This window comes from Flavobacterium cryophilum, from assembly GCF_048286555.1.
In the GTDB taxonomy this organism is placed as follows: domain Bacteria; phylum Bacteroidota; class Bacteroidia; order Flavobacteriales; family Flavobacteriaceae; genus Flavobacterium.
Window position 1 is genome coordinate 39,337 of sequence record NZ_JBLVPZ010000006.1, and the last position, 24,866, is coordinate 64,202.

At 33.8% G+C, this 24,866-nt stretch carries 25 protein-coding genes and 4 pseudogenes; 10 read left to right on the forward strand and 19 right to left on the reverse strand.

What is annotated here, in order from left to right:
- Window positions 1-4 precede the first annotated feature (4 nt).
- Window positions 5-892 carry a YitT family protein gene (locus ACNQGJ_RS10040; RefSeq protein ID WP_417972727.1) on the reverse strand — a complete coding sequence of 296 codons (888 nt, stop codon included), beginning with the start codon at window positions 890-892 and terminating at the stop codon, window positions 5-7.
- A 174-nt stretch (window positions 893-1,066) separates the two neighbouring features.
- Here ACNQGJ_RS10040 and ACNQGJ_RS10045 point away from each other — a divergent pair, with 174 nt between their 5' ends.
- Both ACNQGJ_RS10045 and ACNQGJ_RS10050 read left to right on the forward strand, forming a co-directional pair.
- Complete coding sequence (locus tag ACNQGJ_RS10045) at window positions 1,067-1,510, forward strand: hypothetical protein (protein WP_417972726.1); 444 nt, start codon at window positions 1,067-1,069, stop codon at window positions 1,508-1,510.
- A 98-nt stretch (window positions 1,511-1,608) separates the two neighbouring features.
- The gene (locus ACNQGJ_RS10050; RefSeq protein WP_417972725.1) at window positions 1,609-3,345 is read left to right on the forward strand and encodes an adenylate/guanylate cyclase domain-containing protein; all 1,737 of its coding nucleotides are present in this window, start codon (window positions 1,609-1,611) and stop codon (window positions 3,343-3,345) included.
- A 108-nt stretch (window positions 3,346-3,453) separates the two neighbouring features.
- On the opposite strand, the gene ACNQGJ_RS10055 is transcribed toward ACNQGJ_RS10050, so the two are convergent.
- From ACNQGJ_RS10055 to ACNQGJ_RS10085, 7 genes are all read right to left on the reverse strand, one after another.
- On the reverse strand, window positions 3,454-4,053 hold the full coding sequence (locus ACNQGJ_RS10055; protein WP_417972724.1) for an HD domain-containing protein: 600 nt from the start codon (window positions 4,051-4,053) through the stop codon (window positions 3,454-3,456).
- A gap of 311 nt (window positions 4,054-4,364) precedes the next feature.
- Window positions 4,365-5,258 (reverse strand): TRAP transporter substrate-binding protein DctP, encoded by an 894-nt coding sequence (gene dctP, locus ACNQGJ_RS10060; protein WP_417972723.1) that lies wholly within the window; start codon window positions 5,256-5,258, stop codon window positions 4,365-4,367.
- A gap of 413 nt (window positions 5,259-5,671) precedes the next feature.
- Window positions 5,672-6,520, reverse strand: a complete 849-nt coding sequence (locus ACNQGJ_RS10065) for a DUF4440 domain-containing protein (RefSeq protein ID WP_417972722.1) — start codon at window positions 6,518-6,520, stop codon at window positions 5,672-5,674.
- Window positions 6,521-6,958: 438 nt separating this feature from the next.
- Window positions 6,959-7,504: a GNAT family N-acetyltransferase gene (locus ACNQGJ_RS10070; protein ID WP_417972721.1), complete on the reverse strand. Its 546-nt coding sequence runs from the start codon at window positions 7,502-7,504 to the stop codon at window positions 6,959-6,961.
- Window positions 7,505-7,748: 244 nt separating this feature from the next.
- Window positions 7,749-8,189: a GNAT family N-acetyltransferase gene (locus tag ACNQGJ_RS10075; RefSeq protein ID WP_417972720.1), complete on the reverse strand. Its 441-nt coding sequence runs from the start codon at window positions 8,187-8,189 to the stop codon at window positions 7,749-7,751.
- 396 nt (window positions 8,190-8,585) lie between these two features.
- A complete protein-coding gene (locus tag ACNQGJ_RS10080) occupies window positions 8,586-8,795 on the reverse strand; it encodes a hypervirulence associated TUDOR domain-containing protein (RefSeq protein ID WP_417972719.1) in 210 nt (69 codons plus the stop codon).
- Window positions 8,796-8,817: 22 nt separating this feature from the next.
- Entirely contained in the window at window positions 8,818-9,354 is a 537-nt protein-coding gene (locus ACNQGJ_RS10085) for a DUF488 domain-containing protein (RefSeq protein ID WP_417972718.1), read from the reverse strand.
- 404 nt (window positions 9,355-9,758) lie between these two features.
- On the opposite strand from ACNQGJ_RS10085, the pseudogene ACNQGJ_RS10090 reads away from it, so the two are divergent.
- A pseudogene (locus ACNQGJ_RS10090) lies at window positions 9,759-9,920 on the forward strand (transposase); the annotation flags it as partial.
- Window positions 9,921-10,064: 144 nt separating this feature from the next.
- Here ACNQGJ_RS10090 and ACNQGJ_RS10095 read toward each other — a convergent pair.
- Window positions 10,065-10,655 (reverse strand): hypothetical protein, encoded by a 591-nt coding sequence (locus ACNQGJ_RS10095; RefSeq protein ID WP_417972717.1) that lies wholly within the window; start codon window positions 10,653-10,655, stop codon window positions 10,065-10,067.
- Between the two features lie 379 nt (window positions 10,656-11,034).
- Between ACNQGJ_RS10095 and ACNQGJ_RS16830 the strand changes: the two are divergent.
- Window positions 11,035-11,191 (forward strand): annotated as a pseudogene (locus ACNQGJ_RS16830) (transposase); the annotation flags it as partial.
- Between the two features lie 165 nt (window positions 11,192-11,356).
- Here the strand turns inward: ACNQGJ_RS16830 and ACNQGJ_RS10110 are convergent.
- A complete protein-coding gene (locus ACNQGJ_RS10110) occupies window positions 11,357-11,779 on the reverse strand; it encodes a hypothetical protein (protein WP_417972716.1) in 423 nt (140 codons plus the stop codon).
- A 352-nt stretch (window positions 11,780-12,131) separates the two neighbouring features.
- Between ACNQGJ_RS10110 and ACNQGJ_RS10115 the strand changes: the two are divergent.
- A pseudogene (locus tag ACNQGJ_RS10115) lies at window positions 12,132-12,336 on the forward strand (transposase); the annotation flags it as partial.
- Window positions 12,337-12,481: 145 nt separating this feature from the next.
- On the opposite strand, the gene ACNQGJ_RS10120 reads toward ACNQGJ_RS10115, so the two are convergent.
- The gene (locus ACNQGJ_RS10120; protein WP_417972715.1) at window positions 12,482-12,835 is read right to left on the reverse strand and encodes a hypothetical protein; all 354 of its coding nucleotides are present in this window, start codon (window positions 12,833-12,835) and stop codon (window positions 12,482-12,484) included.
- Between the two features lie 279 nt (window positions 12,836-13,114).
- Here ACNQGJ_RS10120 and ACNQGJ_RS10125 point away from each other — a divergent pair.
- A pseudogene (locus ACNQGJ_RS10125) lies at window positions 13,115-13,291 on the forward strand (transposase); the annotation flags it as partial.
- A 174-nt stretch (window positions 13,292-13,465) separates the two neighbouring features.
- On the opposite strand, the gene ACNQGJ_RS10130 reads toward ACNQGJ_RS10125, so the two are convergent.
- Window positions 13,466-13,867, reverse strand: coding sequence for a hypothetical protein (locus ACNQGJ_RS10130; RefSeq protein ID WP_417972714.1), 402 nt, complete (start codon window positions 13,865-13,867; stop codon window positions 13,466-13,468).
- Window positions 13,868-14,387: 520 nt separating this feature from the next.
- Here ACNQGJ_RS10130 and ACNQGJ_RS10135 point away from each other — a divergent pair.
- A complete protein-coding gene (locus tag ACNQGJ_RS10135) occupies window positions 14,388-14,828 on the forward strand; it encodes a hypothetical protein (RefSeq protein WP_417972713.1) in 441 nt (146 codons plus the stop codon).
- 227 nt (window positions 14,829-15,055) lie between these two features.
- Here the strand turns inward: ACNQGJ_RS10135 and ACNQGJ_RS10140 are convergent, their stop codons facing one another.
- The 6 genes from ACNQGJ_RS10140 to ACNQGJ_RS10165 all read right to left on the reverse strand — a co-directional run bounded on the left by ACNQGJ_RS10140 (window position 15,056) and on the right by ACNQGJ_RS10165 (window position 20,894).
- Window positions 15,056-16,285 (reverse strand): peptidylprolyl isomerase, encoded by a 1,230-nt coding sequence (locus ACNQGJ_RS10140; RefSeq protein ID WP_417972712.1) that lies wholly within the window; start codon window positions 16,283-16,285, stop codon window positions 15,056-15,058.
- Window positions 16,286-16,320: 35 nt separating this feature from the next.
- Window positions 16,321-17,448 (reverse strand): peptidylprolyl isomerase, encoded by a 1,128-nt coding sequence (locus tag ACNQGJ_RS10145; RefSeq protein WP_417972711.1) that lies wholly within the window; start codon window positions 17,446-17,448, stop codon window positions 16,321-16,323.
- A 14-nt stretch (window positions 17,449-17,462) separates the two neighbouring features.
- Window positions 17,463-18,116, reverse strand: a complete 654-nt coding sequence (gene gldI, locus ACNQGJ_RS10150; RefSeq protein ID WP_417972710.1) for a gliding motility-associated peptidyl-prolyl isomerase GldI — start codon at window positions 18,114-18,116, stop codon at window positions 17,463-17,465.
- Between the two features lie 3 nt (window positions 18,117-18,119).
- Window positions 18,120-19,124: a DHH family phosphoesterase gene (locus tag ACNQGJ_RS10155; RefSeq protein ID WP_417972709.1), complete on the reverse strand. Its 1,005-nt coding sequence runs from the start codon at window positions 19,122-19,124 to the stop codon at window positions 18,120-18,122.
- A gap of 69 nt (window positions 19,125-19,193) precedes the next feature.
- On the reverse strand, window positions 19,194-20,423 hold the full coding sequence (locus tag ACNQGJ_RS10160; RefSeq protein WP_417972708.1) for a voltage-gated chloride channel family protein: 1,230 nt from the start codon (window positions 20,421-20,423) through the stop codon (window positions 19,194-19,196).
- Window positions 20,424-20,483: 60 nt separating this feature from the next.
- Window positions 20,484-20,894, reverse strand: coding sequence for a RidA family protein (locus ACNQGJ_RS10165; protein ID WP_417972707.1), 411 nt, complete (start codon window positions 20,892-20,894; stop codon window positions 20,484-20,486).
- 276 nt (window positions 20,895-21,170) lie between these two features.
- On the opposite strand from ACNQGJ_RS10165, the gene ACNQGJ_RS10170 reads away from it, so the two are divergent.
- Both ACNQGJ_RS10170 and ACNQGJ_RS10175 read left to right on the forward strand, forming a co-directional pair.
- Window positions 21,171-21,776 (forward strand): hypothetical protein, encoded by a 606-nt coding sequence (locus tag ACNQGJ_RS10170; protein ID WP_417972706.1) that lies wholly within the window; start codon window positions 21,171-21,173, stop codon window positions 21,774-21,776.
- A gap of 110 nt (window positions 21,777-21,886) precedes the next feature.
- Window positions 21,887-22,585 (forward strand): hypothetical protein, encoded by a 699-nt coding sequence (locus ACNQGJ_RS10175; protein ID WP_417972705.1) that lies wholly within the window; start codon window positions 21,887-21,889, stop codon window positions 22,583-22,585.
- A 24-nt stretch (window positions 22,586-22,609) separates the two neighbouring features.
- Here ACNQGJ_RS10175 and ACNQGJ_RS10180 read toward each other — a convergent pair whose 3' ends face one another.
- A complete protein-coding gene (locus ACNQGJ_RS10180; RefSeq protein WP_417972704.1) occupies window positions 22,610-23,137 on the reverse strand; it encodes a hypothetical protein in 528 nt (175 codons plus the stop codon).
- A 183-nt stretch (window positions 23,138-23,320) separates the two neighbouring features.
- Here ACNQGJ_RS10180 and guaA point away from each other — a divergent pair, with 183 nt between their 5' ends.
- On the forward strand, window positions 23,321-24,850 hold the full coding sequence (guaA, locus tag ACNQGJ_RS10185; RefSeq protein WP_417972703.1) for a glutamine-hydrolyzing GMP synthase: 1,530 nt from the start codon (window positions 23,321-23,323) through the stop codon (window positions 24,848-24,850).
- The last annotated feature ends 16 nt before the right edge of the window (window positions 24,851-24,866 follow it).

Below are 24,866 nucleotides of genomic sequence, written 5' to 3' on the forward strand. Positions count from 1 at the left end.
AATATCAGTGTTTTTGTTTGTTTCTTAAAATTCCGCCACTAGCTTCCTTGATGTATTGGATAAACATAAAAGCATTGGGATCTAATTTTTCGATCTCATCTTTGATTCTAAGCAATTCAAGGCGTGTTACTACAGTGATGATTATGTCACAATCTGTTTTTAAATCGAAAGTGTCTGGTAAATACCCTCGTTCCCCTTTAATTACGGTGATTCCTTTTCCGAATTTTTTCACAATTAAAGATTTAATCATTTCACTTTTAGATGAAATAATATTTAAGGAAGTATATTGTTCTAGACCGTGCGTTATATAATCCAATGATTTTACAGCTGAAAAATAAGTAACAATAGAATACAGTGCTGTGCCGATACCAAAAGACCAGGCTGCAGCCAAAAATAATAAGGTATTCATTGCAAAAATAACTTCGGATACATTAAGCCCGATTTTTCGAGTAGTTAGTAAAGCTAAAATTTCTACACCATCAGCAGTGGAACCGCTCCGAATGCACAATCCCATCCCAATACCTATCAGGCAACCACCAAATAAGGCAATTAAAAGTCGATCTGTTGTAACAGCTTCAATGTGAATAAAAGTCATACTGGCGGCTAGTAATAAAAAAGTTATCAAACTTTGTATTGCAAATGTTTTTCCTAACAATCTCTTTCCTAAAAACAGGAAAGGTAAATTTAATCCCAGCACAAGAAATCCAAATGGCAGCGGGGTAATTTCATGAATAAGTATCGAAATACCGATAATACCGCCATCTAAAAATTTATTAGGAATCATGAATCCCTTTAATGCCAATGTGATGAATACCACGCCCACTAAATTTAAAATAATATTTTTTGGATGAAATATTTCTTTCCAGTCAATCGTTTGGTGGTCAATATTCATGAGAATGAATTTGGATTAAAATCCTTTAAATATACTACTTTATTTTAAAAATAAACATTATATTTACCTAATAATTAGATAGTTAGCTTATATTTTGATTTCTTGGTGTCCCCAGCCATTTTTAAATTAATAATTTTCTAAATAAGAATTTATTAACCTCTAAGTATCGTAATCATGGCAAAGCCTGTAGTAATCACATTAACTGTTCAAACCGCGACCCTTTATGGTATGAGTGCTCCATCACAATCTCAAGTTGATAGCTGTTGCACCTTATCAGATGATAATTCAGGAAGTTCTTCAAATGGAACTTTAGAGGATTTTAAATCAAATGTATTTATCAATAATAATGTTCGGTGGGTCGGTTTTTCAAGTGACGCTGGATATTCAGTGGCAATAGACAGTCTGGTTTACGAATCCAAGTCCAATGACGTAAATTTTTTTGACAATGCTACTATAAATGGGACAGGTGGAAGATCTGGAAATGCATCTGCTAATGTGAAAAACGATCCTAATTTGATCAACGAGTTAGATATTTACACCATCAATTTTAGTGTTTACAATTCTGGTAATTTACACAAATCATTTAGTATAGATCCAAAGTTAGCCATTAATCCCTAATGGAATTGAGTTTCAAATATTCTTTTAAAGTCTCTCTTTTTGTTTTTTTTGTGCACTTATGTATTTTGGCTCAGGAGCAAAAAGTAGCAGACAGCCTTGTGAAAATTTATCAGAGAGGGGACATTGCAAATTCTGAAAAATTAGAATTACTCCGGAATTTATCTTTTAATGAAGTGAATAATCTCCGATTATCGTTACAATATGCGGAGGAACTTATTGTACTGTCAAAGTTAGAAAACAACTATTTATACTTGCACAGAGGGTATTTTCAAAAAGGAAATAAACTCAGACTTATAGGAGATTTGAATAGTTCTTTAGATGCTTTTTTCAAAAGTGAAGCTGCAGCAGGCAAAGCAAACTATAGTGCTGGTCAAGGAAGTGCTTATTGCTCTATTGCCGATGTTTATTCGGTTATGGGGAATTCCAAAAACGCTTATATGTACTACAATAAAGCAATCAAAATATTAAGAAAGACGGATAATTCTGTTGGGTTAGCATCCGCTTTATTAAATGCTGGAGACGAATATTTTAAAAATAAAAAATATGATTTAGCATTAAGGAATTTTAAAGAGTCCGGTGCAATTTTTAAGAAAGCCAATTACTTAATAGGTACTGCCTACAATATGGGAAATATTGGGATGGTATATGCTGAGCAGGGAAAGGATGCTCTGGCCATGCAATATATAAGTAAAGCGATTAAAATTCTGGAAGAACTAAAGGATTATTATGCAATTTCAGATTACCTGACCTATATGTCATCAATTTATTTACGACGTAATAATCAAGCTGTTGCGCTAAATTATGCGCAGAGAAGCCTTGAGTTAGCTCAAAAATATGGGTTAAAGGATCAAATTAGTAATTCAAATCTTAAACTTTCAGAGCTGTATCAAATATCTGGGAATCCTGTTGAATCCTTCAAGCATTATAGGAATTACATTACTTACCGAGACAGTGTCACCAACCTTAAATCAGTTCAGCAAATGGCTGATTTACGAACTAATTATGAAGTGTCCCAGAAGCAGATTGAAGTCGATTTGCTAAACCAAGGAAAAAAAAATCGACAGATTATGGCAATTTCATCCGCGGTTTCAGCAGGACTTGTTTTTTTACTTGCCTTCGGAGTCTATAGGCGCTATAAATTCATAAAAAGAACCAATGTCATTATTGAAGAAGAAAAAAATCGGTCAGACCATTTATTGCTTAATATTCTCCCCGAGGAAACAGCGCTTGAATTAAAACAAAACGGAAAAGTACGAGCCAAAAAATTTGAATCAGTAACCGTTTTGTTTAGCGATTTTGAAGGATTTACACAATATGCAGAAAAACTACCACCAGAAAAATTGGTTGAAAGTGTAGATTATTATTTTTCGAAGTTTGATGAAATTATGGAAAAGTATAACTTAGAAAAAATCAAAACAGTGGGTGATTGTTATATGTGCGCGGGAGGTTTGCCTTTTTCAACAAATGATCATGCTTTTAAAATGGTGCATGCGGCTTTGGAAATTGCCACATTTGTTAAAGATTCAAAAAATAACAATCCTCAAAATGATACCCGTTTTGAAATTCGCATCGGAATTAATTCCGGCCCGGTTGTAGCCGGAGTAGTTGGAACTAAGAAATTTGCATATGACATTTGGGGTGATACGGTAAATATTGCATCTCGCATGGAATCGAATTCCGAGCCCGGGAAAATTAATGTATCCAAAAACACGTATGAATTAATTAAAGACACTTTTGATTGTCATTATAGAGGTGAAATTGAAGTTAAAAATAGAGGAATGATGAAAATGTATTTTGTAAATAATCCAAAAAATTCAGCAGTGGGAATTACGTAAATTAGGATTGTCTGCCGGCACTAAGCTTAATACGAAGGACGAAGCTGTATTTAACCACTGAACCGTCAATTTCTTAAATAAAATTTTAGCGGTAGTTTTGCTTCTCGGTCAGTCAACTTTTTTTATTAGAATTCCCTTTTCCACACTTTCGTTAAGTACGTTCTCGGCATAGTTCCAAATTGATGTCGATCCTTTTTTAATTGCTATTTTCTTATCGTAAACTTCTCGATAGGGAACATTAAATTCTGTCCAAGTCCCACCATTATTTGAAGTGTTTTGTAGCAGTGGTTCAAATCTGTCCATTGATTTTGCAAATTTTGCTTCATCAGTTATATCTTCTTCAAATTCTGTCCAAATTGCAATAAATTCTGTTGCTTGTTCGGCCGGTAAAAGGCCAAATATTCGGTTTGCAGCAATACGTTCTTCGTCTGTATTTGTATGGTTTTTTGCAGTATCGTAAATAAAAGTGTCACCTGCATCAATTTCTACGATGTCGTGAATTAAAACCATTTTTAAAACTTTAAGGATATCAATTGGTTTGTCTGAATGTTCTGCTAATATAATTGTCATCATTGCCAAATGCCAACTGTGTTCTGCGTCATTTTCGTGTCTGTCGCTGTTGAACAATTTAGTTTTACGTTGAATGTATTTCAACTTGTCTATCTCTTTTATGAAGCTGACTTGTTTTAATAAATTATCTGTTAGCATTGTTTCATCTGTTAAAATTACCACCAACGACATTTCGTCTGAAAATTTGATAGCATGGATTTGCAATTCGTGTTTCTTTTAGTTGGTTCATTTTGATGCCTGTTTTACTCTTGTATTGGTCAAGGATTATAGGCATCGAATTAACTAAATTTTTATTTCATGGTGTTAATGAAAATGCTTGTTACTTTTTTCAAAACAATGGCCGCATTATCTATTCCTTTTGCTTTCTGTTCCTTTGTCCAACGTTCCTGCACCTCTTGAAATTTTGTAGCAACTTCAAAATCTTTTAACTCTTTATTTCTTAAAATTCTCTATTTTACGCCTTCCTTTTTTAGTTTTTTCATTTGGATTTTAAAGCTTTTATCCATCACTTTTCCTAAAGATTTGTATGAAATCTCTGCCGCACGCTGAATGGCAAACTGGTCTTCCTTTGCTAAGTTATTCCAAGTTTCCTTGTTCATTACCACCAGGTAAAGATGTCCTAACCATAGTTTTTTTGAAGCTAATAAGTAGGGTGCTTGTTCATAAACTTTTAAATTGTAACCACCGTCAATATTTACCATAATTCCATCTAATGTTTTTTCTTGCAAAGCTTTGTACACCTCTGTTCCCCAGGGAATAGTTACAGGACTTGCACCATAATTATTTAAAAAATCGCGATGCCAAAAGCTGGCGGTTCGCCACTTAGTTCCTTTCAAGTCGGTTAATGTTTTAAATGGGTCTCTGCTAAAAAATCCAACGCCATAGCCTGTACTAAGAAAAATGTCAACTACGTTATTTTTCTGTAATTCGGTCGAAAATTGTGGCACATCATCATATACTTTACGAAAAAACGAAACTTGTTTTTTGCCGGTAGGACCTACAAGAAAACTTTTGAATATTTGGTGCAGCGGTAATTCTTTTGCTGAGTATTCTGGCACTACTGTCGCTATATCTGCAATTTTACCACCACTTACCGTATTTAATGCCTCATAAGATGTTGAAAGTTCGCCATTCCAATGCGCTTCAATTTTTAACCTACCATTCGATTCTTTTTCAATTGCTGGAAAAAAAACATCTCTCAAAAACGTTGTTCGCATTTCATCGGCAGACTCGTGGTCGGTGTATTTCAAAATCTTTTGCGCAGGAACCGTGTTTGCGCACGACAAAATGTTAAACGATACAAACAAAATGTTTAGTGCATATCTTCGAATTTGTTTACTCATAATTATACTTTATTTACTATGTTCGAAATGTGTTGCTTAAAATTATTGCTTGCGTCAGTTCGTCTAAGAACATTAAAACTACGTAATTTTATTTAATTGGAATACAGATATAGTAGATTTGAAACTGTTGCGTAGTTTCTTAACCGCAGTCAAAACGCCATTCCCTGTAAAAACTAATTTTACGGCTCAGGCAACTTATCTCCGAAAGTGAAGGAAAATGCGAAAAAAATCAAACTGAAACCATTCCACAAAAAAAGAGAGACAAAATCCTCTCAAATTTACTGCTAAAATCTTTACGGTAACTCTATAGTGTTGAATGCAAGTACTCGGCTCCGTTTAACCGGAGTTTCATTGCTGGTACTACACACGCAACGAAATATTAGCTGTTAGGTTCTGCCCTTTTTTTGTTTGAGTTATGGAGTTAGCAATTTTGTAAATGATAATGAACTTAATGTCCAGCTATTATCCTGCTGAATATAAACTTCTGTTACCATAAAGGGATTGATTACTTCGTTGCCCGCAACAACTGCGGTCAATAAGATTTTATTTAGTAAAATAGCCGTATTTCCAATAATTGCTACTGATGTTTCTTGAATTTTGGCATTCTTATACCAAATTTTACCGCTTTTAATGATATTAATTTCCTGTTTTTTCCCCCAACTTCCGCCCATGTGAACAAAAACAGATTTTTCATTGAATAGAATATTTAATGAGTCCACATTTTTATCCGACATCCAAAGCCATTTCTTTTTTGATAGATTAATAACTTCTTGCTCTAGACTTGCAGTTTTTAAATTCGTTGGATTATCAGGGTTGCTATTATAGTCTTCGTCTGTCACTCTTTGCAACCAAATTGTCTTCCCTTTTTGAGTTGGCGAACTTGCAATATAAGTTACACCATTTTTTGGGGTCGCACCGTGCCAATGCTCCACTTCAGGAAGGCATTTTATCATTTCGCCTTTACGTACCGTCTGTTTGGGTTTCCCTTTTTCTTGATAATACCCTTCGCCTTCAGTAAACATAAGGATTTGTCCGCCTGGATGTTTGTGCCAATCTAATCTTGCATTAATCCCAAATGTCGCAATGGAAATACTGCTGTTGAAAATAGTATCTGCGCTATTTATTTCTTTGAGCCAGACATCACCAACGTGATGTACATTTGGTGACTTTTCCCCTTTCAAAAAAAAAGAATTGTCTTGTGCATTCCCTTTGGAAGAAAACACAGCAAGGATTAGAATTATTAAAAAAAAGGGCTGTTTCATATTTAATTTTTTTATTAAATTTCGTACCGGCTTTTACGCCCACAGGTAACGTCAGTTCGTTTAAAAACCTCCAAACGAACTCGTGTTGTTAATCAGTATGTAAATTTAGATGATTTAAAAGACAATTAAAATTCTTTCTAAAAAAAAGCATTCTTCATTCTTAATATAATACAATCCGTAAAAAGCTTTAAAAATAGCTTTTACAATCCAAAAATGGAATGCCAATACTTTTAGATATTGTTTTAATAAGTTTTAATCAATTTTCGACAAAATCGAAAGTAAATCCAAAACCAAGAAGTTGTAAACAATTTATAAGAAGGTCAATGAGCCTGATTTCGTTGTCAAATCATCCCAAATACAACCAAACTTCCCATTAAGCTAAGTGCTTACATCTGTTGTAATAGCTGTTTGCAGTTCGGGCTTTTCCGTTGAGTTTTTTTATTTAAGTTTGTCAAGTGAATTTATTAAATGATAATATATTAAGTCAGAATCCGTCTGATCAGGTTCATTTGAATCCCTGAACGAGAATTTCTCTAACAGCTTTATGGAACTCTGATTATCTCTATGAAAGATTGCTTCAATTTTTTGAACTTTAATTGTATTGAATGCATAGTCAATGACTTTTTCTACAGCCTCCTTCATTATTCCGTGTCCTTGAAAGTTTCGCAAAAGTTCATAGCCGATTTCACAATTGTTATTTTCATCTGAAAAGCTGAAAAGACAAACTGTCCCAACCACTATGTTTTTGTCACTAAAAGTTATTGCCCAATACAAGGAGTCGTTTGTGTTAATATTCGCATTAACCTTATTAATAAAAGTCCTTGCATCGTCAATAGTATCAGCTATTTGTCTGTCAAGATATTTGTTTATTTGACTATCAGAGCGCAGAATGAAAATTTCTTGTTCATCCTTAGTTACCAGTTGCCTACGGGTAAGTCTCTCCGTTGTCAAAATTGGAAAAGGAGTAAAAGTTCTATTTAGCATTCTGTTGTGTTTAGCTTGTTAGAATCTACGGTGATCATAGCCCGACCGCTAACGAACAGGGCTTGGTGTTGTTGGGATATTTGAAAAAAGTCAGCGTACAATTGAAGCCCCATATTTTTTTAAAAGTTGAAGTTAAGAACTAAAGCTAAATTATTAACGTCGAGCCGAAACTGAAGCTGATAGTGAATTACAACCCAAGTTCTTCTCGTTCTTCCAACTTTTTGTGTCAATGCAAGCTCCATTTTTACTTTTTAAGAAGCGTCCACAACCAGGCGTCACCAATCTCCTCATCTTGTACTATTTCGGTAAATGTAAATCCATTATTCTGTAAAATTTTTGTCGAAGCGTTCTGTTCAGGTGCTGTTTTAGCTGTTATTACTATTGTCGGGTCGAATTGTTTCGAAATTGATACAAGCTCTTTGCAGGAAAAAGAAGAAATTCCTTGCCCTTCGTATTCCTTGAATGTCCAATATGCGATTTCAACTTTTCCTTCTTTTGGTTGTCCTGTAAAACCACAAGAGCCAAGAATTTGGTTTTCTTTTATTACAAAGTATCCAGCCCAAGGTAAATTGTAGCCAATTTTTTGATAGTATTCATCGTATGTTTTCAATAAAATTTGACAATTGTCTGAACTATAAATTTCTTTCGACTTGTCAACATTTAAAGTGATAGTTTTAAGTTCCATTTGTCGTTCCATTTTTAGTCAATAATTATTCGTTTCTTTTGCCCGTCCACTACGCTTGCCACTAACGTCAGTTCGTATAAAAACCTTCAAAAGAACTCTTTTCAGTTAATCAGTAAGTAAATATATGTGATTTAAACTACAATTAAAATTCTTTCTGAGAAAAGTCAGTTGATGATTATTGAAATAAAACAACCCGTAAAAAGCGTTAAAAATAGCTTTTACAATCCAAAAATGGAATGCCAATACTTTTAGATATTTTCGTAATAGATTGTGATCAAATTTCGACAAAATAGAAAGTATAGCCAAAATCAAGAAGTTTTAAACGATCTAGACAGTTTGACGTTTCGGGGAGGTGCGATTCGTTGTTTTCTCAATTCGTTTCTCTAATTATTTTTTTCAGAGTTTAGTAAGGGCAGAACCCTTATGAGCTGCAACGTGATCCGTCTTGTTGCTTTTTATTTCATATTGAGGCTCATCTTCCGTAGCGTGGTGTGTATAACCTTTGTAATCGAAATCTTTGGTATGTATTTTAATGATAGTTCCTGAAACTCTCCCCGCTTCGGAATTCCAGCTTACTTTGTCGCTTATTTTAAATTTTGTTTCCATAAACTGATTTTTAAATGTAAATCTAATTTTCATCATAATAAAATACATTGCCATCAAGTATTCTTGCCGGTGAAGTGTATTTATGTTCCTGAACTTTTCCTGTTGCCATAATATGCAATACCGCCCAACCTTTTGCTTTTAAATAATCAGAAACCATAGAACGATGACATCTCCACCAAACCGCCTCGGCGCACATATAAGCCGTGGGCTGTTCTAAAGCGATAAGTTCCAGTTTCACAATGGCATTTTCAAATTCTTCGGTTTCCATATAATCGGCATAACCTCTGAAAGAATCATTGTTCCAACGGTTGTTTTTTGAGTCTTTTTTTACCTTTCTTCTTCCTCCCAAATCGGCTAGGTGTATATATTGTATGCCGGTTTCTTCTAAGGATGTTTTTAAGTTTTCCATGTTGTATTGTGGAAACCTGCGTGAGCCCGGTAAACTCCGTATGTCGGCAAGAATTTTAATATCAAAAGAGCGCAGCATATTCAAAAATTCATCCAGACTACGCGTAGAATGTCCTATGGAATAGATGGTATGTGTTTCTAGTTTATTCATTTGGATTTGTTTAATGCTAAAATATATTTGTCAATAAACTGCTGTTTTTATTTAGCACCCGTTACCCCAGCTCCGTGACGGCTCGGATTGATACGAACTAATTATAGTTGATTGTTAAGTAAATATATATGATTTAAACTATAATTAAAATTCTTTCTGGAAAAAAGTATTCTTCAATTTTAAAATAAAACAATCCGATAAAAAAGGCTTTTACAATTCAAAAATGCAAAGCCAATACTTTTAGATATTGTCTTAATAGATTTTAGTCAATTTTCGACAAAATCGAAAGTAATTGCAAAATCACAAAGTTTTAAACTATCCGCAAAAAGGTCAATCAGCCGGACTTCGTTGTCTATCGCTATGGCAAATATTGCTAAAAACTCAAGGCTAAATTGCCTACTTAATACGAGCAAATCTGTCAGGAATTATGGAGGAAACCGTGGGTTGTTTTTGTCAAACGTCCGTTTGGAAGTCCCACATCGGTGGTGGAATATTTGGGGATATACACCCATAAAATCGCTATCAGCCATCATAGAATCAAGAACATTCACAAAAAAAGAGGAACAAATTCCTCTTGAAAATACCTCTAAAATTTTTACGATAACTCCATAATGTTGACGGCAGGTACTCGGTTACGTTCAACCCGAGCTCCATTGTTTGTGCTACGCACGCAACGAAACCCCAGCTATTATGGGATGTTTTTATATGTATTAAAATGTATATCCTACTCTTAAATGTAAATAAGGAGTATATTGATTCCTATTTGTAGATACGTCATCTACATTCTGTGAACTGCCATTATAGTAGTTTGGTTTTAAGTAAACTATTCTATAACCAAAACCAAAACCTGTTTCATAAGTAAAATTGGATCCTATTTGACGCTTAATTCCCCATGTTGGGATTATAGATAAGTCGGCAGTTTTTGTAATATTCTCATCTAAATTTAATACAAACCAATCTGGATGATAACTTGTTTTTAAAGAAAGATAATTACCACTGTTTTTGGATGTTTTTTTTCCTCTAGATTTTCTCTTCTCTAAATTGTAATAATATCGAGGTTCTAAAGTCAAAACTGGTTGTAAAATAAATCCAGCTCCATCATATTGGTCGTCAACAAAAAAATCATGTTCAATTCCAATTTCACTTCTTAATGCAATACTATTAGAAAGTTTGGTTTCGTTATTTACCCAAATTCCCGCAAGTCCAGTTTGTATGCTAAAAAATGTCTTTTCGACTCCTATAGTTTGGCAATTGGCATTTAGATTTAATCCTAAAAATATCAGTGCTAAAATTTTTTTCATTTTTATATTTATTGTTTTTACTAAATTCTATTTTTTTTTAAAATATCAAACAACGTCAGTTCGTCTAAAAACCTTCAAACGAACTCATTTTAGTTAATCAGTAAGTAAATATATAAGATTTAAACTATAATTAAAATTCTTTCTAGAAAAAAGCATTCTTCATTCTTAAAATAAAACAATCCTTAAAAAGCGTTAAAAACCGATGTTAGAACCCCAAAATGAAAAACCAATACTTTTAGATATAGTCTTAATATATAGTAATCAATTTCATATAAAAATGAAAGTAAAGCCAAAATTAGAAAGTTTAAAACTATCTACAAAAAGGTCAATGAGCGTGATTTCGTCGTCTTTCACTATTTTAAATTTTGCACCAAATTCCCAAATCCGTCAGGAATTATGCAAGAAACCGTGGGTTGTTTTTGCAATACGTTCATTTGGAAGTCCCAAAATCGGTGGTGGAATATCTGGGGATATACACCCATAGAATAACCATCAGCCATCATAGAATTAAAAACATTAACAAAAAAAGAGGAACAAAATCCTCTTGAAAACACCTCTAAAATTTTTACGATAACTCCATAGTGTTGACGGCAGGTATTCGGATCCGTTCAACACGGGCTTCATTGTTCGTGCTACGCACGCAACGAAACCCTAGCTGTTATGCGTTCATACTTTATTAAAACAATTTTTCAATTATTATTTTAGTAGGAAGTACATTTCCAAAATTTGTAATTTTTATTCAATGCAATTCCTTCTTCAATAGTGATTGTATTTGAATCAGAGTATAAGTAGACATCCTTTGGCATTACTAAATATGTATTTACTGGTAATTCAATTACTAATTCTCCATTTTTTATATTTAAATGAATACTATTTGCTTTGAATTGTTCAAAATCACCATTGCCAAGATTTTCTAAATCAGATTTTATTATAAAGTAGATTTCACCATTATAATTATTATATATTCGGGAACTTTCATTAATTATTGGCATACAATCACCAATTCCATATTTTATATTTCCAATTATACCAGTTGTTATGTTTGGAGCTGGATTGTCATCTTTTTCACAACTTGTGATAGTGAGTGATGTGATTATTAATAAGATCAAAATTATTGGTTTCATATTGTTATATTTTAAAATTTTATTTTTCTTACATGTGTTTCTATTTTTTTTTGCTTATCACTAACGTCAGTTCGTCTAAAAACCTTCAAACGAACTCATTTTAGTTAATTAATTAGTAAATATATGATTTAAACTACAATTAAAATTTTCCTGAAAAAAAGCATTCTTCATTCTTAAAATAAAACGATCCGTAAAAAGTGTTAAAACCAGTGTTAGAATCCCAAAATGCAAGGCCAATACTTTTAGATATTGTCTTAATAAATTGTAATCAATTTTCGATAAAATTGAAAGTAAAGCCAAAATTAGGAAGTTTTAAGCTGTCTACAAAAAGGTCAATGAGCCTGATTTTATTGTCTTTCGCTATGGCAAATTTTGCGCTAAACTCAAGGCAGAAAATCTTATGGTTACGAATAAATTCGTCAGGAATTATGGGAGAAATCGTGGATTTTTTTTGCCAACGTCCGTTTGGAAGGCCCAAATCCGTGGTGGAATATTTGGGGAGATACACCCATAAAAATGCCATCCGCATTAATAGAATCAAAAACATTCGCAAAAAGAGGAATAAAAATCCTCTTAAAAACACCTTTAAAATCTTTACTATAACTCCATAGTGTTTGACGGCAGGTAATCGGTTCCGTTCAACCCGGGCTTCATTGTTCGTGCTACGCACGCAACGAAAATCTAACTGTTAGCGGTAGTGCTTTACTTTACAGAAGAAGTTTTATAATCAGTTATTAGCCATGTAATAAATACCACTATTCCAAATGAAAGATAAAAATTTCTAGATAACATTCCTTCCAGGTTTCCGAGATAAAACGCAACACCAATCAAAACAATTGAAACTATTAATTCAATCATGCCATGAATATTGAATGGAATTATTTTGACTAACCCAAATTCAAACTTTGTTGTAATTGTTAATATTAAATGAATTGCTGCTAATACATATGTGAATGTAGCAGTAATGTCTTTTAAACCAAATAGAGCAGGCGAAAGAAATAAAAATATAACTACTAAATAATCAATTGCACCGTGAATTTTAGAATTGAATTTCATATTGTTTTTATTTTAAAGTTACGACTTTTATTTAATAATAAATACACGCTTTTTATGTTGTGTCGTCCGCAGCTATTACCGCTAACGTCAGCTCCCTACATAAAATAAAACAATCCGTAAAAAGCGTTAAAAATAACTTTTGCAATCCAAAAATGCAAAGCCAATACTTTTACATATTGTCTTGATAGATTGTGATCAATTTTCGACAAAATCGAAAGTAATGCCAAAATCAGGAAGTTTAAAGCTATTTACAAAAAGGTCAATGAGCCTGATTTCGTTGTCTTTCGCTATGGCAAATTTTGCGCCAAACTCGAGGCGAAATTACCTACTCACTACGAAAGAATCCGTCATGAATTATGGAAGAAGCCGTGGGTTATTTTTGCCGAACGTCCGTTTGGAAGTCCCAAATCGGTGGTGCAATATTTGGGGAGATACACCCATAAAATCGCTATCAGCATCATAGAATCAAGAACATTTACAAAAAAAGAGGAACAAATTCCTCTTGAAAATACCTCTAAAATTTTTACGATAACTCCATAATGTTGACGGCAGGTACTCGGTTTGGTTCAACACGGGCTTCATTGTACGTGTTATGCACGCAACGAAACCCTAGCTTTTACCTGCAGTTGCTTATACTTTTAACATAATTCCATGGTGCGGATCATTTTTTCTCTGTAAAAAAAGTTGAGAAATCTTGTCATGAAAATGTATTTCAAATACTCCCAATATTTCAGGATTATAATTTGTCTCAGAAGATGTTATTTCTATTAAATCACGCTTAAGTTTCCACCCATAGTACTCCTTTTTTTTGTCTGAGTAAATTACTTCTAAAGTTCGGTCATTCTTAAATTCAAATGAAACACTATCTGCATATTTTGTCAAAGTAACAGTGACAACAACTCCATCTTTTTCAGCCTGCTCGAATTGTTTTAAATTCCACTTATGAATTATTCTGTTTTGTGAATTTTTCTCATTTGAACTTTGTCCAACACAAGTTGAAATTGTCAGGAGTAAAATAATTAATGTTTTCATATGTTTCAATATTAAAATTGCGTAATATTCTTGAGTTGGCGTAGCAATTGAAGCTAACTTGTAAATAATCGTTACAATGTAGCGACTAAACACCCAAAATTGGGTAGATCGTCGCTATTGATTGTCGTTTTAATGTTTTCAAATATATTAAAATTTTCTTACAATTTTTCTTGAAAAGAATAAACGTCATAATTATTGCGGTTTGCGTAAGGGAGGGAAGCGGCATCCTTTATTTTCTTTCTTTAAGAAAATAAAGATATAGCGTACCGCCCGAGCCAAAGTGGCGAGGAGGAACGACGAAGCTACTGCAGGGCCACGCCCAAATTGTGAATAGTAAAAACAATAGGGGTATTTGCTATCCGCTAATTTTTAACTGTGAAAGGTAGTGGACTTTGCAAAAAACTTTGCGAACTTTGCCGTTGCATAATACGATATGAAAGAGGTGTAATACAAGTTCGAATATACACCGATAGCGTTATGCAAATTACAAATTGCTTTAAAAAACAAATATAAACTAGGTATGAAAATAAATCCAAAAAACGGAATTGACAAGCTCATTTTCGGAATGAAACAAAATGATGTTACTGCTATTTATGGTAAACCAGACCGGAATTACAAGGACGAAGATGAGAACGTGATTTTTGCCTACAACAAACTGAAAATGCGTTTGACGTTCTATGTGGAAGAAGATTTTAGATTGGGTTACATCGTGGCGTCTAGCCCGGAACTGGATTTGTTGGGCAATACAATTATCAATCGAAAAATTAGTGAGGTCAAAAAAGATTTGGCTGCCAAAGGAATTATCAAATTTACTCAGGAAGAATTCGATACGTTTGAAAACTATTTCAATGAGGATAATTGGATTATTTTCCAAACAGAATTTGATGAAGTGGTGAAATTTGAGATTGGGGCAATTATCAATCAAAAAGATGAATTTGACTGGAAATTTGGAAAGAAATAATTCCCTTTCTGATTGAAGTTTTATAGCACACAGATAACACGGATCCTACAGAAAGACACGGATTTTTAAAGATTTTTATAATCAGTGTAAATCCGTTTAATCTGTCTAATCCGTGTGCTGATTTTTTTGCTACAAGTTATTCATTCGGAATAATTTTAAAATAACAAACCCGACAATTCGCTTTTGGTGAGAACTGTCGGGTTTTTTTATGGAATGCTTTTTGAAATTTATTGTTTTGGAGCTGGTTGTTTTTCCAGCATTTCCAATTCGAAAACAAGTGTTGTGTTAGGTGGAATAACCCCACCAGCACCTCGTTCTCCATACGCCAGATTTGATGGGATGAAAACTACGGCTTTGTCGCCAAAGGACATATTTTCTAAACCTTCAATAAATCCTGGAATCATACCTTCTTTTTTTCCAGCTTCAAAAGGGAATGCTTGGTATCCGTTTTGAGCGGCACGGTTTGCATCAAATTTTCCGTAGCTTTTAGAAACTTCTTCATAACTGCTGTCAAATAGCGTTCCATCTTCAAAATAACCGGCATAATGAAAATAAAAGGTCGTGCCATTAGCTGGTTTTACGCCAGTTCCTTTTTGTGTTATTTTGTACGCTAATCCTGATGGAGTAGTGGTGGCACTTGCTTTTGTAGTAGCCAAATAGGTTTTTTTTGCAGCCACTACAGGCCCGTATTTTTCAGTGTAGGCTTTTTTGGCTTCAGCCTCAATTGCTGCTTGTTTTGCTTTGTTTTCAGCATTAACAAGGTCTTGTTTTTTTTGATCTTCGGATTTAGTGTTGAAATAATCCGAGAACACTTTTGGGGCATCAAATTTTTTGGCTAAAGCGCCTTTTCTAAAGATCGTTATTTTTGTGATCGCATCATTTTGAGCAATGGAGTTGACTACATTCATTCCCGCAGTAACATGACCAAAAACAGTGTGTTTGCCGTCTAGCCAAGGGGTTTCTTTGTGGGTAATAAAAAACTGGCTCCCATTAGTAGTTGGGCCTGAATTAGCCATAGAGAGAATGCCTGGTTTATTGTGCTTTAAGTCTGTAAATTCATCTTTGAACCCGTAACCAGGACCGCCAGAACCATTTCCTGAAGGATCTCCTGTTTGAATCATGAAATCTTTAATCACACGATGAAATTTCAAACCATCAAAAAATGGTTTTCCTTTTAGTTTTTCATCGGTTACAAAAGTGTTTTTACCCTCCGCTAGCGCTATAAAGTTAGCTACAGTAACGGGAGTTTTTTTGTATTCTAATTCAACTACAATATCTCCTTTGTTGGTCGCAATTGTCGCGAAAATCCCTTCGATTGCTGCAGGTGTTTTTGATACTGGTTTTACCGCTGGTTTTACTGTTGTTGCAGTTTTTTTTACCGGAGCAATTTTCTTTGTCGTTTGAGAATGTACGTTTAACATTCCCACAAATAATAAAAACAGAATTTTAAATTTCATTTTTTAAGTATTTAAGGTCCAACTTCTTTAATCTGTTATTGTTGTGGTATTGTTTCCAATAATTCAATTTCAAAAATGATATTGGCGTTTGGAGGAATTACTCCACCGGCGCCCGCTTGACCATAACCCAATCGAGACGGAATAAAAAGTACTGCTTTGTCTCCAAAAGATAATTTTTCCAGTCCTTCAATGAACCCAGGAATCATGCCATCTTTTTTCCCTGCTTGAAAAGGGATGGGTTGATACCCGTTTTGAGCCGCTCGGTTTTCATCGTATTTTCCGAATGTTTTAGAAATGCTTTCTACACTTGCATCAAATAATTCTCCGTCTTCCAGAAAACCGGAGTAATGGATGAAAACACTGGTGCCATTGGCAGGTTTTGTACCGCCGCCTTTACTTGTAATTACGTACTGCAATCCAGTAGGTGTTTTAATAGCTTTGGCTTTTAATGCGGCAAAATAAGCGATTTTTTGTTCGCGGACTTCTTTGTATTTTGCGTCGTAAATTTTTTTGTTTTCAGCAGCAATTGCTGTTTTTTTGTTTTGATTTTCAGATTCTACTGCAAAATAATCATTGAAGGTTTTTACCGCATTAAACTTTTTAGCAGCTTCGCCATTTCTAATGATAGTAACTTTATTGATATAATCGTTTTGTACAATTTTGTTTACAACATCCATTCCTTTCTCTACCACATGACCAAAAATGGTATGTTTACCGTCTAACCACGGTGTTGCAAGATGCGTGATGAAAAACTGACTGCTGTTAGTAGTAGGTCCGTTATTGGCCATAGCCAAAACGCCACCTTTGTCAAATCTTAAATCTGAAAACTCATCTTTAAATTTATAACCCGTATCTCCGGAACCTGTTCCTAAAGGATCACCCGTTTGTATCATAAATTCAGGAATGACTCTGTGGAATTTTAATCCATCAAAAAATGGTTTGCCCTTAAGGTTTTCATTAGTGACAAAATTATTTTTTCCTTCGGCTAAAGTTACATAATTTGCAACGGTTATAGGTGCTTTTTCAAAGTCTAATTGTACAATTATTTCTCCTTTATTGGTTTCTATTTTTGCATATAAACCATCAGGAAGATTATTGTGCTCTTCATTACAAGCGTAAAATGTAGCAATGACTAGGAATGTGAGTAGGATCTTTTTTTTCATTTCTAATTTTAAATTTATTGAGTTATCGTGTCTTGGACCTCTGGTACAGCTTTAGTTTCTGGTTTGGCAGGTAAAGGTATGACTTTTGGTCTGGCTTCACTTTGTTTTTTATACACTGTTTCCGGCATAAAATCACGTAAAGTTACTGTGCAAATTAAAGGCATATTGGTGCCGATTTTTTTGTCGTCGCCATGGTAACCAAATCCCATATTTGACGGAAAAAGGAAGCTCACTTTTTCGTTTTTTCGCATTAACTTGATACCGTCACGCAATCCCATCATAATGTTTTGTTTGTCAACGTAATAGATTTGTGGTCTTAATTCCAATTCAGAATATATAATAGTACCTTTTAAATCCTTTATTTCGTAGTCAAAAAAAGCAACGTCCCCTTTTTTAGGAGTAAGAGAATCAATTTCGTTTTTCGTCTCATAAGTATACCAATATCCTTTTTTAGAAGCGATATATTGTACATTAGGATTGCTTTTAATTAAAGCTTCAATTTTAGTTTCTTCGCTGGCAACCAGTTTTTTATTGCGCGCGATTGATTTTTTCATAAAACTTCCTGAAGTTTGTGAAATGGGCTTTCTAGCATCCTGATGCTGTTTACAGCTCGAAGCGAGTATGGATAAAAAGAATCCAAATGCGATTAACATACTGAATTTTGACATCTGCTATATTTTTAGTGTTGTTACTAAATTTTCAAATTTTCGTACCGTTTCTTCCATCGATACTTCTGATTTTCCACCGGCAGCATTACGATGTCCACCGCCATTGAAATGATCTCTGGCAAATTGATTTACATCAAAATCACCTTGTGAACGAAATGAAATCTTGATGGTTTTTTCTTCTTTATTTTCGATAAATATAGCGGTAAAAACAATTCCTTTTATACTTAATCCGTAGTTTACAATTCCTTCTGTATCGCCTTTTACATAATCAAAACTATTTAACTCATTTTGAGTAAGCGTAGTGTATGCGGTTTGATGATCGGTTAACACTTTCATGTTTTGAAGCGCTCTTCCCAATAATTGTAACCTTCCAAAAGAGCTGTTGTCAAATAATAGGTTTGGTATCTCCGTATTCTCGACCCCTAAATCAATTAATTCGGCGATAATTCGATGGGTTGTTCCTGTGGTTTTTGGAAAACGAAAAGAACCTGAATCAGTAAGGATTCCAGTGTAAATACAAGTTCCTATAGTTTTATCGATAGCTTCTTTTTTTCCAAGAAATAAAATGAAGTTATAAATCATTTCACACGTAGACCCAAACGAGGTATCTGAATAGGTAAATGTGGCATAATCATCTGGTTTTTGATGATGATCAATCATGATGAATGGGGCTTTTAATTTGGCTAAAGCATGTTCCATTTCTCCGGTACGGTGTAAAGCATTAAAATCTAAAGTGAAAACAAGTTCTGCTTCTTCTAATAGTGTCGTACAATTTTCTTTGTCTTTTTCGTATATTTTTACAGTTTCTGATCCCGGCATCCACGCCAGAAAATCTGGAAATTCATTTGGAGAAATCACCACCGGATAATGATTATTTTTTAATAAAAAATGATATAATCCTAAGGTAGAACCCATGGCATCTCCATCAGGACCTCGGTGCGGGATGATGGCAATCTTTTTTGGAGTTGATAATAACAACTGTATCGCTTGAATGTCTTGTATTTTCATAGATTGCGAAATTACATTTTTTTAACGTAATGTTGAAATCATTTATGTAATTAACAAACTTTTACAATGTTACAAAAGTTCCATGTTTTTCCTTCTTAATTTTTGATACACATGGTATTTTGCTCCTTTGACTATCTGGGCATTATAAATTCCTACCGACCCCGAAGAAAAATAAGCGATACAACAAGCAATACCTATAAAAACACCGCTTTCTGCACCGAAAAGTTCCATTCCCATCACTGTACAAGCAATAGGCGTGTGGGTTGCTCCCGAAAAAACAGCTACAAAGCCCATTCCTGCTAAAAGTGCGATAGGTAAAGGAACTATAATCGATAACGCACTTCCCAACGTAGCACCCACGAAAAAAAGCGGGGTTACTTCGCCACCTTTAAATCCTGCCCCAAGCGTAAATCCGGTGAATAGTATTTTTAAAATAAAATCATACGAAGCATTTGGATTAGAAAAGGAATCAACAATTATCGGAATTCCTAGACCAATATATTTTGTGGTGCCAATACTGTAAATCGCCACAGCAAGGATTATCCCTCCAACGAAAGGACGAAGGGGTGGAAAGGATATGGTTTTTGAAAATAAATGACCCCAAAAATGTGTACTTCTAGAAAAAAGCATGGCCGCTAAACCAAAAAGAATACTGACTGGGACAATCCATAATAAGGTTGTAAAACTTATTTCGGGGAGTATTGGAATGCTATAATGAGTATGTTTGACTTGCCAAAATTCAACGGTAAAATAAGCGGTGTACGCCGCTAAAAAAGACAAAGGGATACTTTTGTAACTTGTTTTACTGAAATATAGAACTTCCAAAGCAAATAAGGCTCCCGCCAAAGGAGTTCCAAAAATAGAGGCAAAACCAGCGCTAATTCCTAGAATGATAAGTGTCTTCCTGTCGGTATTGCCAAGTTTGAAGATTCTTATAAATTGATCGGCGATGGCGCCACCCATTTGTACTGCTGTTCCTTCACGACCCGCTGAACCTCCGAAAAGATGCGTGATTAAGGTGCCAAAAAGTACCAATGGAACCATTTTTAAAGGAATTGTTTTTTTAGGTTTTTCGTATTCTTCCAGCAACAAGTTATTGCCTTTTACGACAGATTTCCCCCAATAATAATATCCAAATCCTATCATTAATCCGCCTATTGGCAAAAGCCAAATCAGCCAGTTGTTGTACTCTCTATAACGTGTAACCCAATCCAGCGCCACTAAAAAAAAGGCAGATGCTGATCCAGAAAAAAAGCCTATCAAAACGCAAACAAAAATCCATTTGAGGGTGACAAGCATTTTTTTTTTTTGGTTTTCTAAATTCATTATCGGAATTGAAGGAATGTTTTTGCAAAAGTATTACAATCCTTCTTGAATTAATGGTTTTTCAGAAACAATAGCAGTTAATTCAATTTCAACTAAATATTCAGGTGCGACCAGTTGATTAATTCCGTAGAAACCAGTTGTAGGTTTTATGTCTTTAAAAAACTTGGCATGAGCGGTTGCAACGGCGTCAAATGTAGTTATGTCAGTCGTAAATATGCGTGTGCGAATGACATCTTTCATTCCTGCATCCAGGTCTTGCAACACTTTTTCCACGCGCTCTAAAATGTTCACTGTTTGGGCATGCGCATCGTCAGCTTTTACTTTTTTACCATCAACAATGGCGACAGTTCCTGATACTTCAATGATATTTCCAATGCGTACTGCACGACAATATCCCATTTTATCTTCCCAAGGAGAACCTGTCAATATATTTTCTCTTTTCATATTAATAGTGTTTAAGTATCGTTTAAATACAGTTTTTGGTGTGGCATAATATTTGCAATTTAAAAAAAAAATACTAAAATAAAAAATAGTAAATTTTAATAAAAACATCATTTTTTGGTTTAAAGTTATTAGCCTATTATAGGTTCTGAAACGCAATAAATTTATAAAATGAATGTTATAAATAAAAGGTAAATTATAGATTTATAAGTCATTATGGATATTTCGTTTTTTATTTTTAAAATTTCACAAACACTAATAAACTAATATAATAAAGTTATGAAAAGAATTTTATTTTTAATAATTGTACTAAGTCTGGGTTTAAGTGGCTATGCTCAGAATGAATTTAATTCAAAATTTAAACCCATTCCACTTAAAAATAATGCTCTAAAAATTAAAAAAGCGATTCCACCAAAAACAGATCCGCCTAAAACTGTTTCGCCCACCGATATAAAAAAACAAAATCCCTCTCTAGATGTGCCAAAAATAAATTTTATTAATCCTGACAAAACGAATCGCAAAGCAGAAAATGTAGCGGCTGTTACGTATAAGAAAAATCAAGATTTAGGAAATTTTAAAACGGGTTCTCTTACTGCTAAAGTGCGGTATCGCGATGCAGCTTACGTTGACGGTGATAAGATCAGGGTCTATTTAAATGATAAGGTAATCGAGTACGAGGTCGTTTTGGATGGTGATTTTAAAGGCTTCGAGATTAAATTAGAAAAAGGCATCAATAAAATTGATTTTGAAGCGTTAAACGAAGGTTTTGCACCTCCTAATACGGCTCAATTTCAAGTATTTGACGATAAAGGAAGTATTATTTCTAGCAGTCAATGGAATCTTGGGATTAATTTCAAAGCAACGATACTATTGATTAAAGAATAGAGCTGTTCTATTTTTGGATGCGATAAATACAATTAATTTATATTATTTTTGTTGTTTACTCTATATTTTTAAATTTTAATAAATATTGATTTATCAATATTCACCTTTATATGAAACAAATTCTTTTTTTTATAATAATAATTAGCATTGGTATTTCTTCAAAAAGTTATAGTCAGATTGAATTTAGCAAAAAATTTAAAGCAATTCCACTTATAAACAAAAGTCCCAAAATTAAAAAAGTCGATCCTGTTGAATCGAATATACCATCAATTTACACTCCAAATGTTTTTAAAAACCCTGAAATTAAAATTCCTAGTTCGGTACTGAAAATAGGAGAACCAAACACTATAAATATGACGCCAAAAAACGATTTTGTCAATCCAGGTGATTTTTACAGGGATAAATTGGATAAAGATTTAGGCAAAACATTAGTCAAACAAGGACTAAAAGAAGATTCTAGGCTTTTAGTTAAAATTGATGTGAATTTTGGAGAGATTAGAACTAAATCAAAATATTTTATAATTAAATACCGTGATTTTGGACAGATTGACGGAGATTTAGCCAAAGCATCACTCAATGATTTGGTTGTTGAAAATAGATTGCTAATGCAAGATAATTATCAGGAATTTAAAATATTTTTAAAAGACGGCCTAAATACATTTGTGATAGAAGCGCTGAATAAGGGTTTACTAGGAGGAAATACGGCTGAATTCCGGATTTATGATGCGGAAGGAAAATTGATTAAAGCTGATTATTGGGAAAATTGGGATGCAGGTGTAAAAGGAAAGTTTCTCATTGTTAAAGAATAAAAGCTGTTATGAACCGCTGATATCCTAAAATGGATCAGCGGTAACTCTAAATTTCATATCAGATTTTACTGTTATATCTTGCGCCAAACTTTCTTTGAGAACAGCTTTAGTTCTTATTTTAAACGAAGAAGCTTTGATATATTTATCTAGTTTTTGTGAAGTACACGTTAGATTTAGTATGTTAGAAGTAGCATTGATCTCATCCAAGTAAGCCAATTCTATTTCATCATTTGCATCAGTTGAGATGTATAAATGAATCGATTTTAAAAAACTGAATGATTTATTACTAGGGTCTGTAATTGTCAATTTTAACTCACTTAATTTCACATCTTTTACTAATTCAGCTTTGGTGTTGTTGTTTTCAAAAGAAGAGCTTGAATTTGTAGTAACATCTGGAGTGATTACATTAAAAGCAGTGCCAAGCGGAAATCCACTTTCAATTTTAAAAGTGGTTTGACTGTCTATTGAAAAAGTCAATAAGTCGTCAACCACATTACATGAAGCAATTAAAAGCAATACTGTAACTAGTGATAAATAAATTTTTGTTGTCATTGCAATGTTGTTTTATTTTTGATTAATTTTTTTTAGATTCAGTACGTTCACTTACGAAAATTATGTGTTCTGGGTTTTATTAAAACTATTTGATTTTAGATCAATATTATAGGTGTTGCAAATAAAAAGAATATTTTTCAAAAATCAATTTTTCAATTCAAAATATAAAAAGTATTTTTGCGCATGCAACACAACGTACTTATTTTAGATTTCGGATCGCAATATACACAGCTTATTGCGCGTAGAGTTCGCGAATTAAATATATTCTGCGAAATTTTCCCTTACAATCATTTTCCGAGTGATTTATCATCTTATAAAGCCGTAATTCTTGGAGGAAGCCCTTTTTCTGTTAGAGGAGAAGATGCGCCACATCCAGATTTATCTCAAATTAGAGGAAAACTACCCTTATTAGCCGTTTGTTACGGAGCACAATACTTATCACATTTTAGTGGTGGTGAAGTAGCGGCGTCGAACACCAGAGAATATGGTAGAGCTAATTTGTCTTTTATAAAAGAGAATGAAATTTTCTTTGAAGGTGTTTCAGAAAACAGCCAAGTTTGGATGAGCCATAGTGATAGTATTAAAGCCTTACCGACTGATGGCGTGAAAATAGCAAGTACACACGATGTGGAATTTGCAGCGTATAGAATTGAAGGGGAAACCACGTACGCGATTCAATACCACCCTGAAGTTTTCCATTCTACAGATGGATCAAAAATGCTGGAAAACTTTTTAGTAAAAATCGCAGAAGTACCACAAAATTTCACTCCAAATGCTTTTGTTGCCGATATGGTAGCTGAATTAAAAGAAAAAATACAGGATGACAAAGTGGTTCTAGGTCTTTCTGGTGGAGTGGACTCTACTGTAGCCGCTGTTTTATTGCATCAAGCTATTGGAGAGAACTTATACTGTGTTTTTGTGAATAATGGCTTGCTTCGTAAAAACGAATTCCAAAACGTTTTAGATCAATACAAAGGAATGGGTCTAAATGTAAAAGGAGTAGATGCTGGCGATCGTTTTTTATCTGAATTAGCAGGTGTGAGTGACCCAGAAACCAAACGTAAAATTATCGGACGTGTATTTATCGAAGTATTCGATGATGAATCAAACCGTATCAAAGATGTAAAATGGTTGGCACAAGGAACAATCTATCCGGATGTTATAGAATCAGTTTCTGTAAAAGGACCTTCGGCTACTATTAAATCACATCATAATGTGGGGGGATTACCGGATTACATGAAATTAAAAATTGTCGAACCTTTGCGCATGCTTTTCAAAGATGAAGTTCGCAGAGTAGGCGCTTCATTAGGAATTGATCCAGAATTATTAGGAAGACATCCTTTTCCTGGTCCAGGATTGTCAATTAGAATTTTAGGAGATATCACGCCAGAAAAAGTGCAGATTTTACAAGATGTAGATGCTGTTTTTATTGATGGATTGAAGTCTTGGGGATTATACGACAAAGTATGGCAAGCAGGAGCTATTTTACTTCCAGTAAATAGTGTAGGTGTCATGGGCGATGAACGTACTTATGAAAAAGTAATTGCTCTTCGTGCAGTGGAATCTACAGATGGAATGACTGCTGACTGGGTGCATTTACCATATGAATTCTTGATGAAAGTATCTAATGATATCATTAATAAAGTAAAAGGCGTAAATAGAGTGGTGTACGATATTAGTTCAAAACCGCCAGCTACTATTGAGTGGGAATAATAATTTAGATTATTAC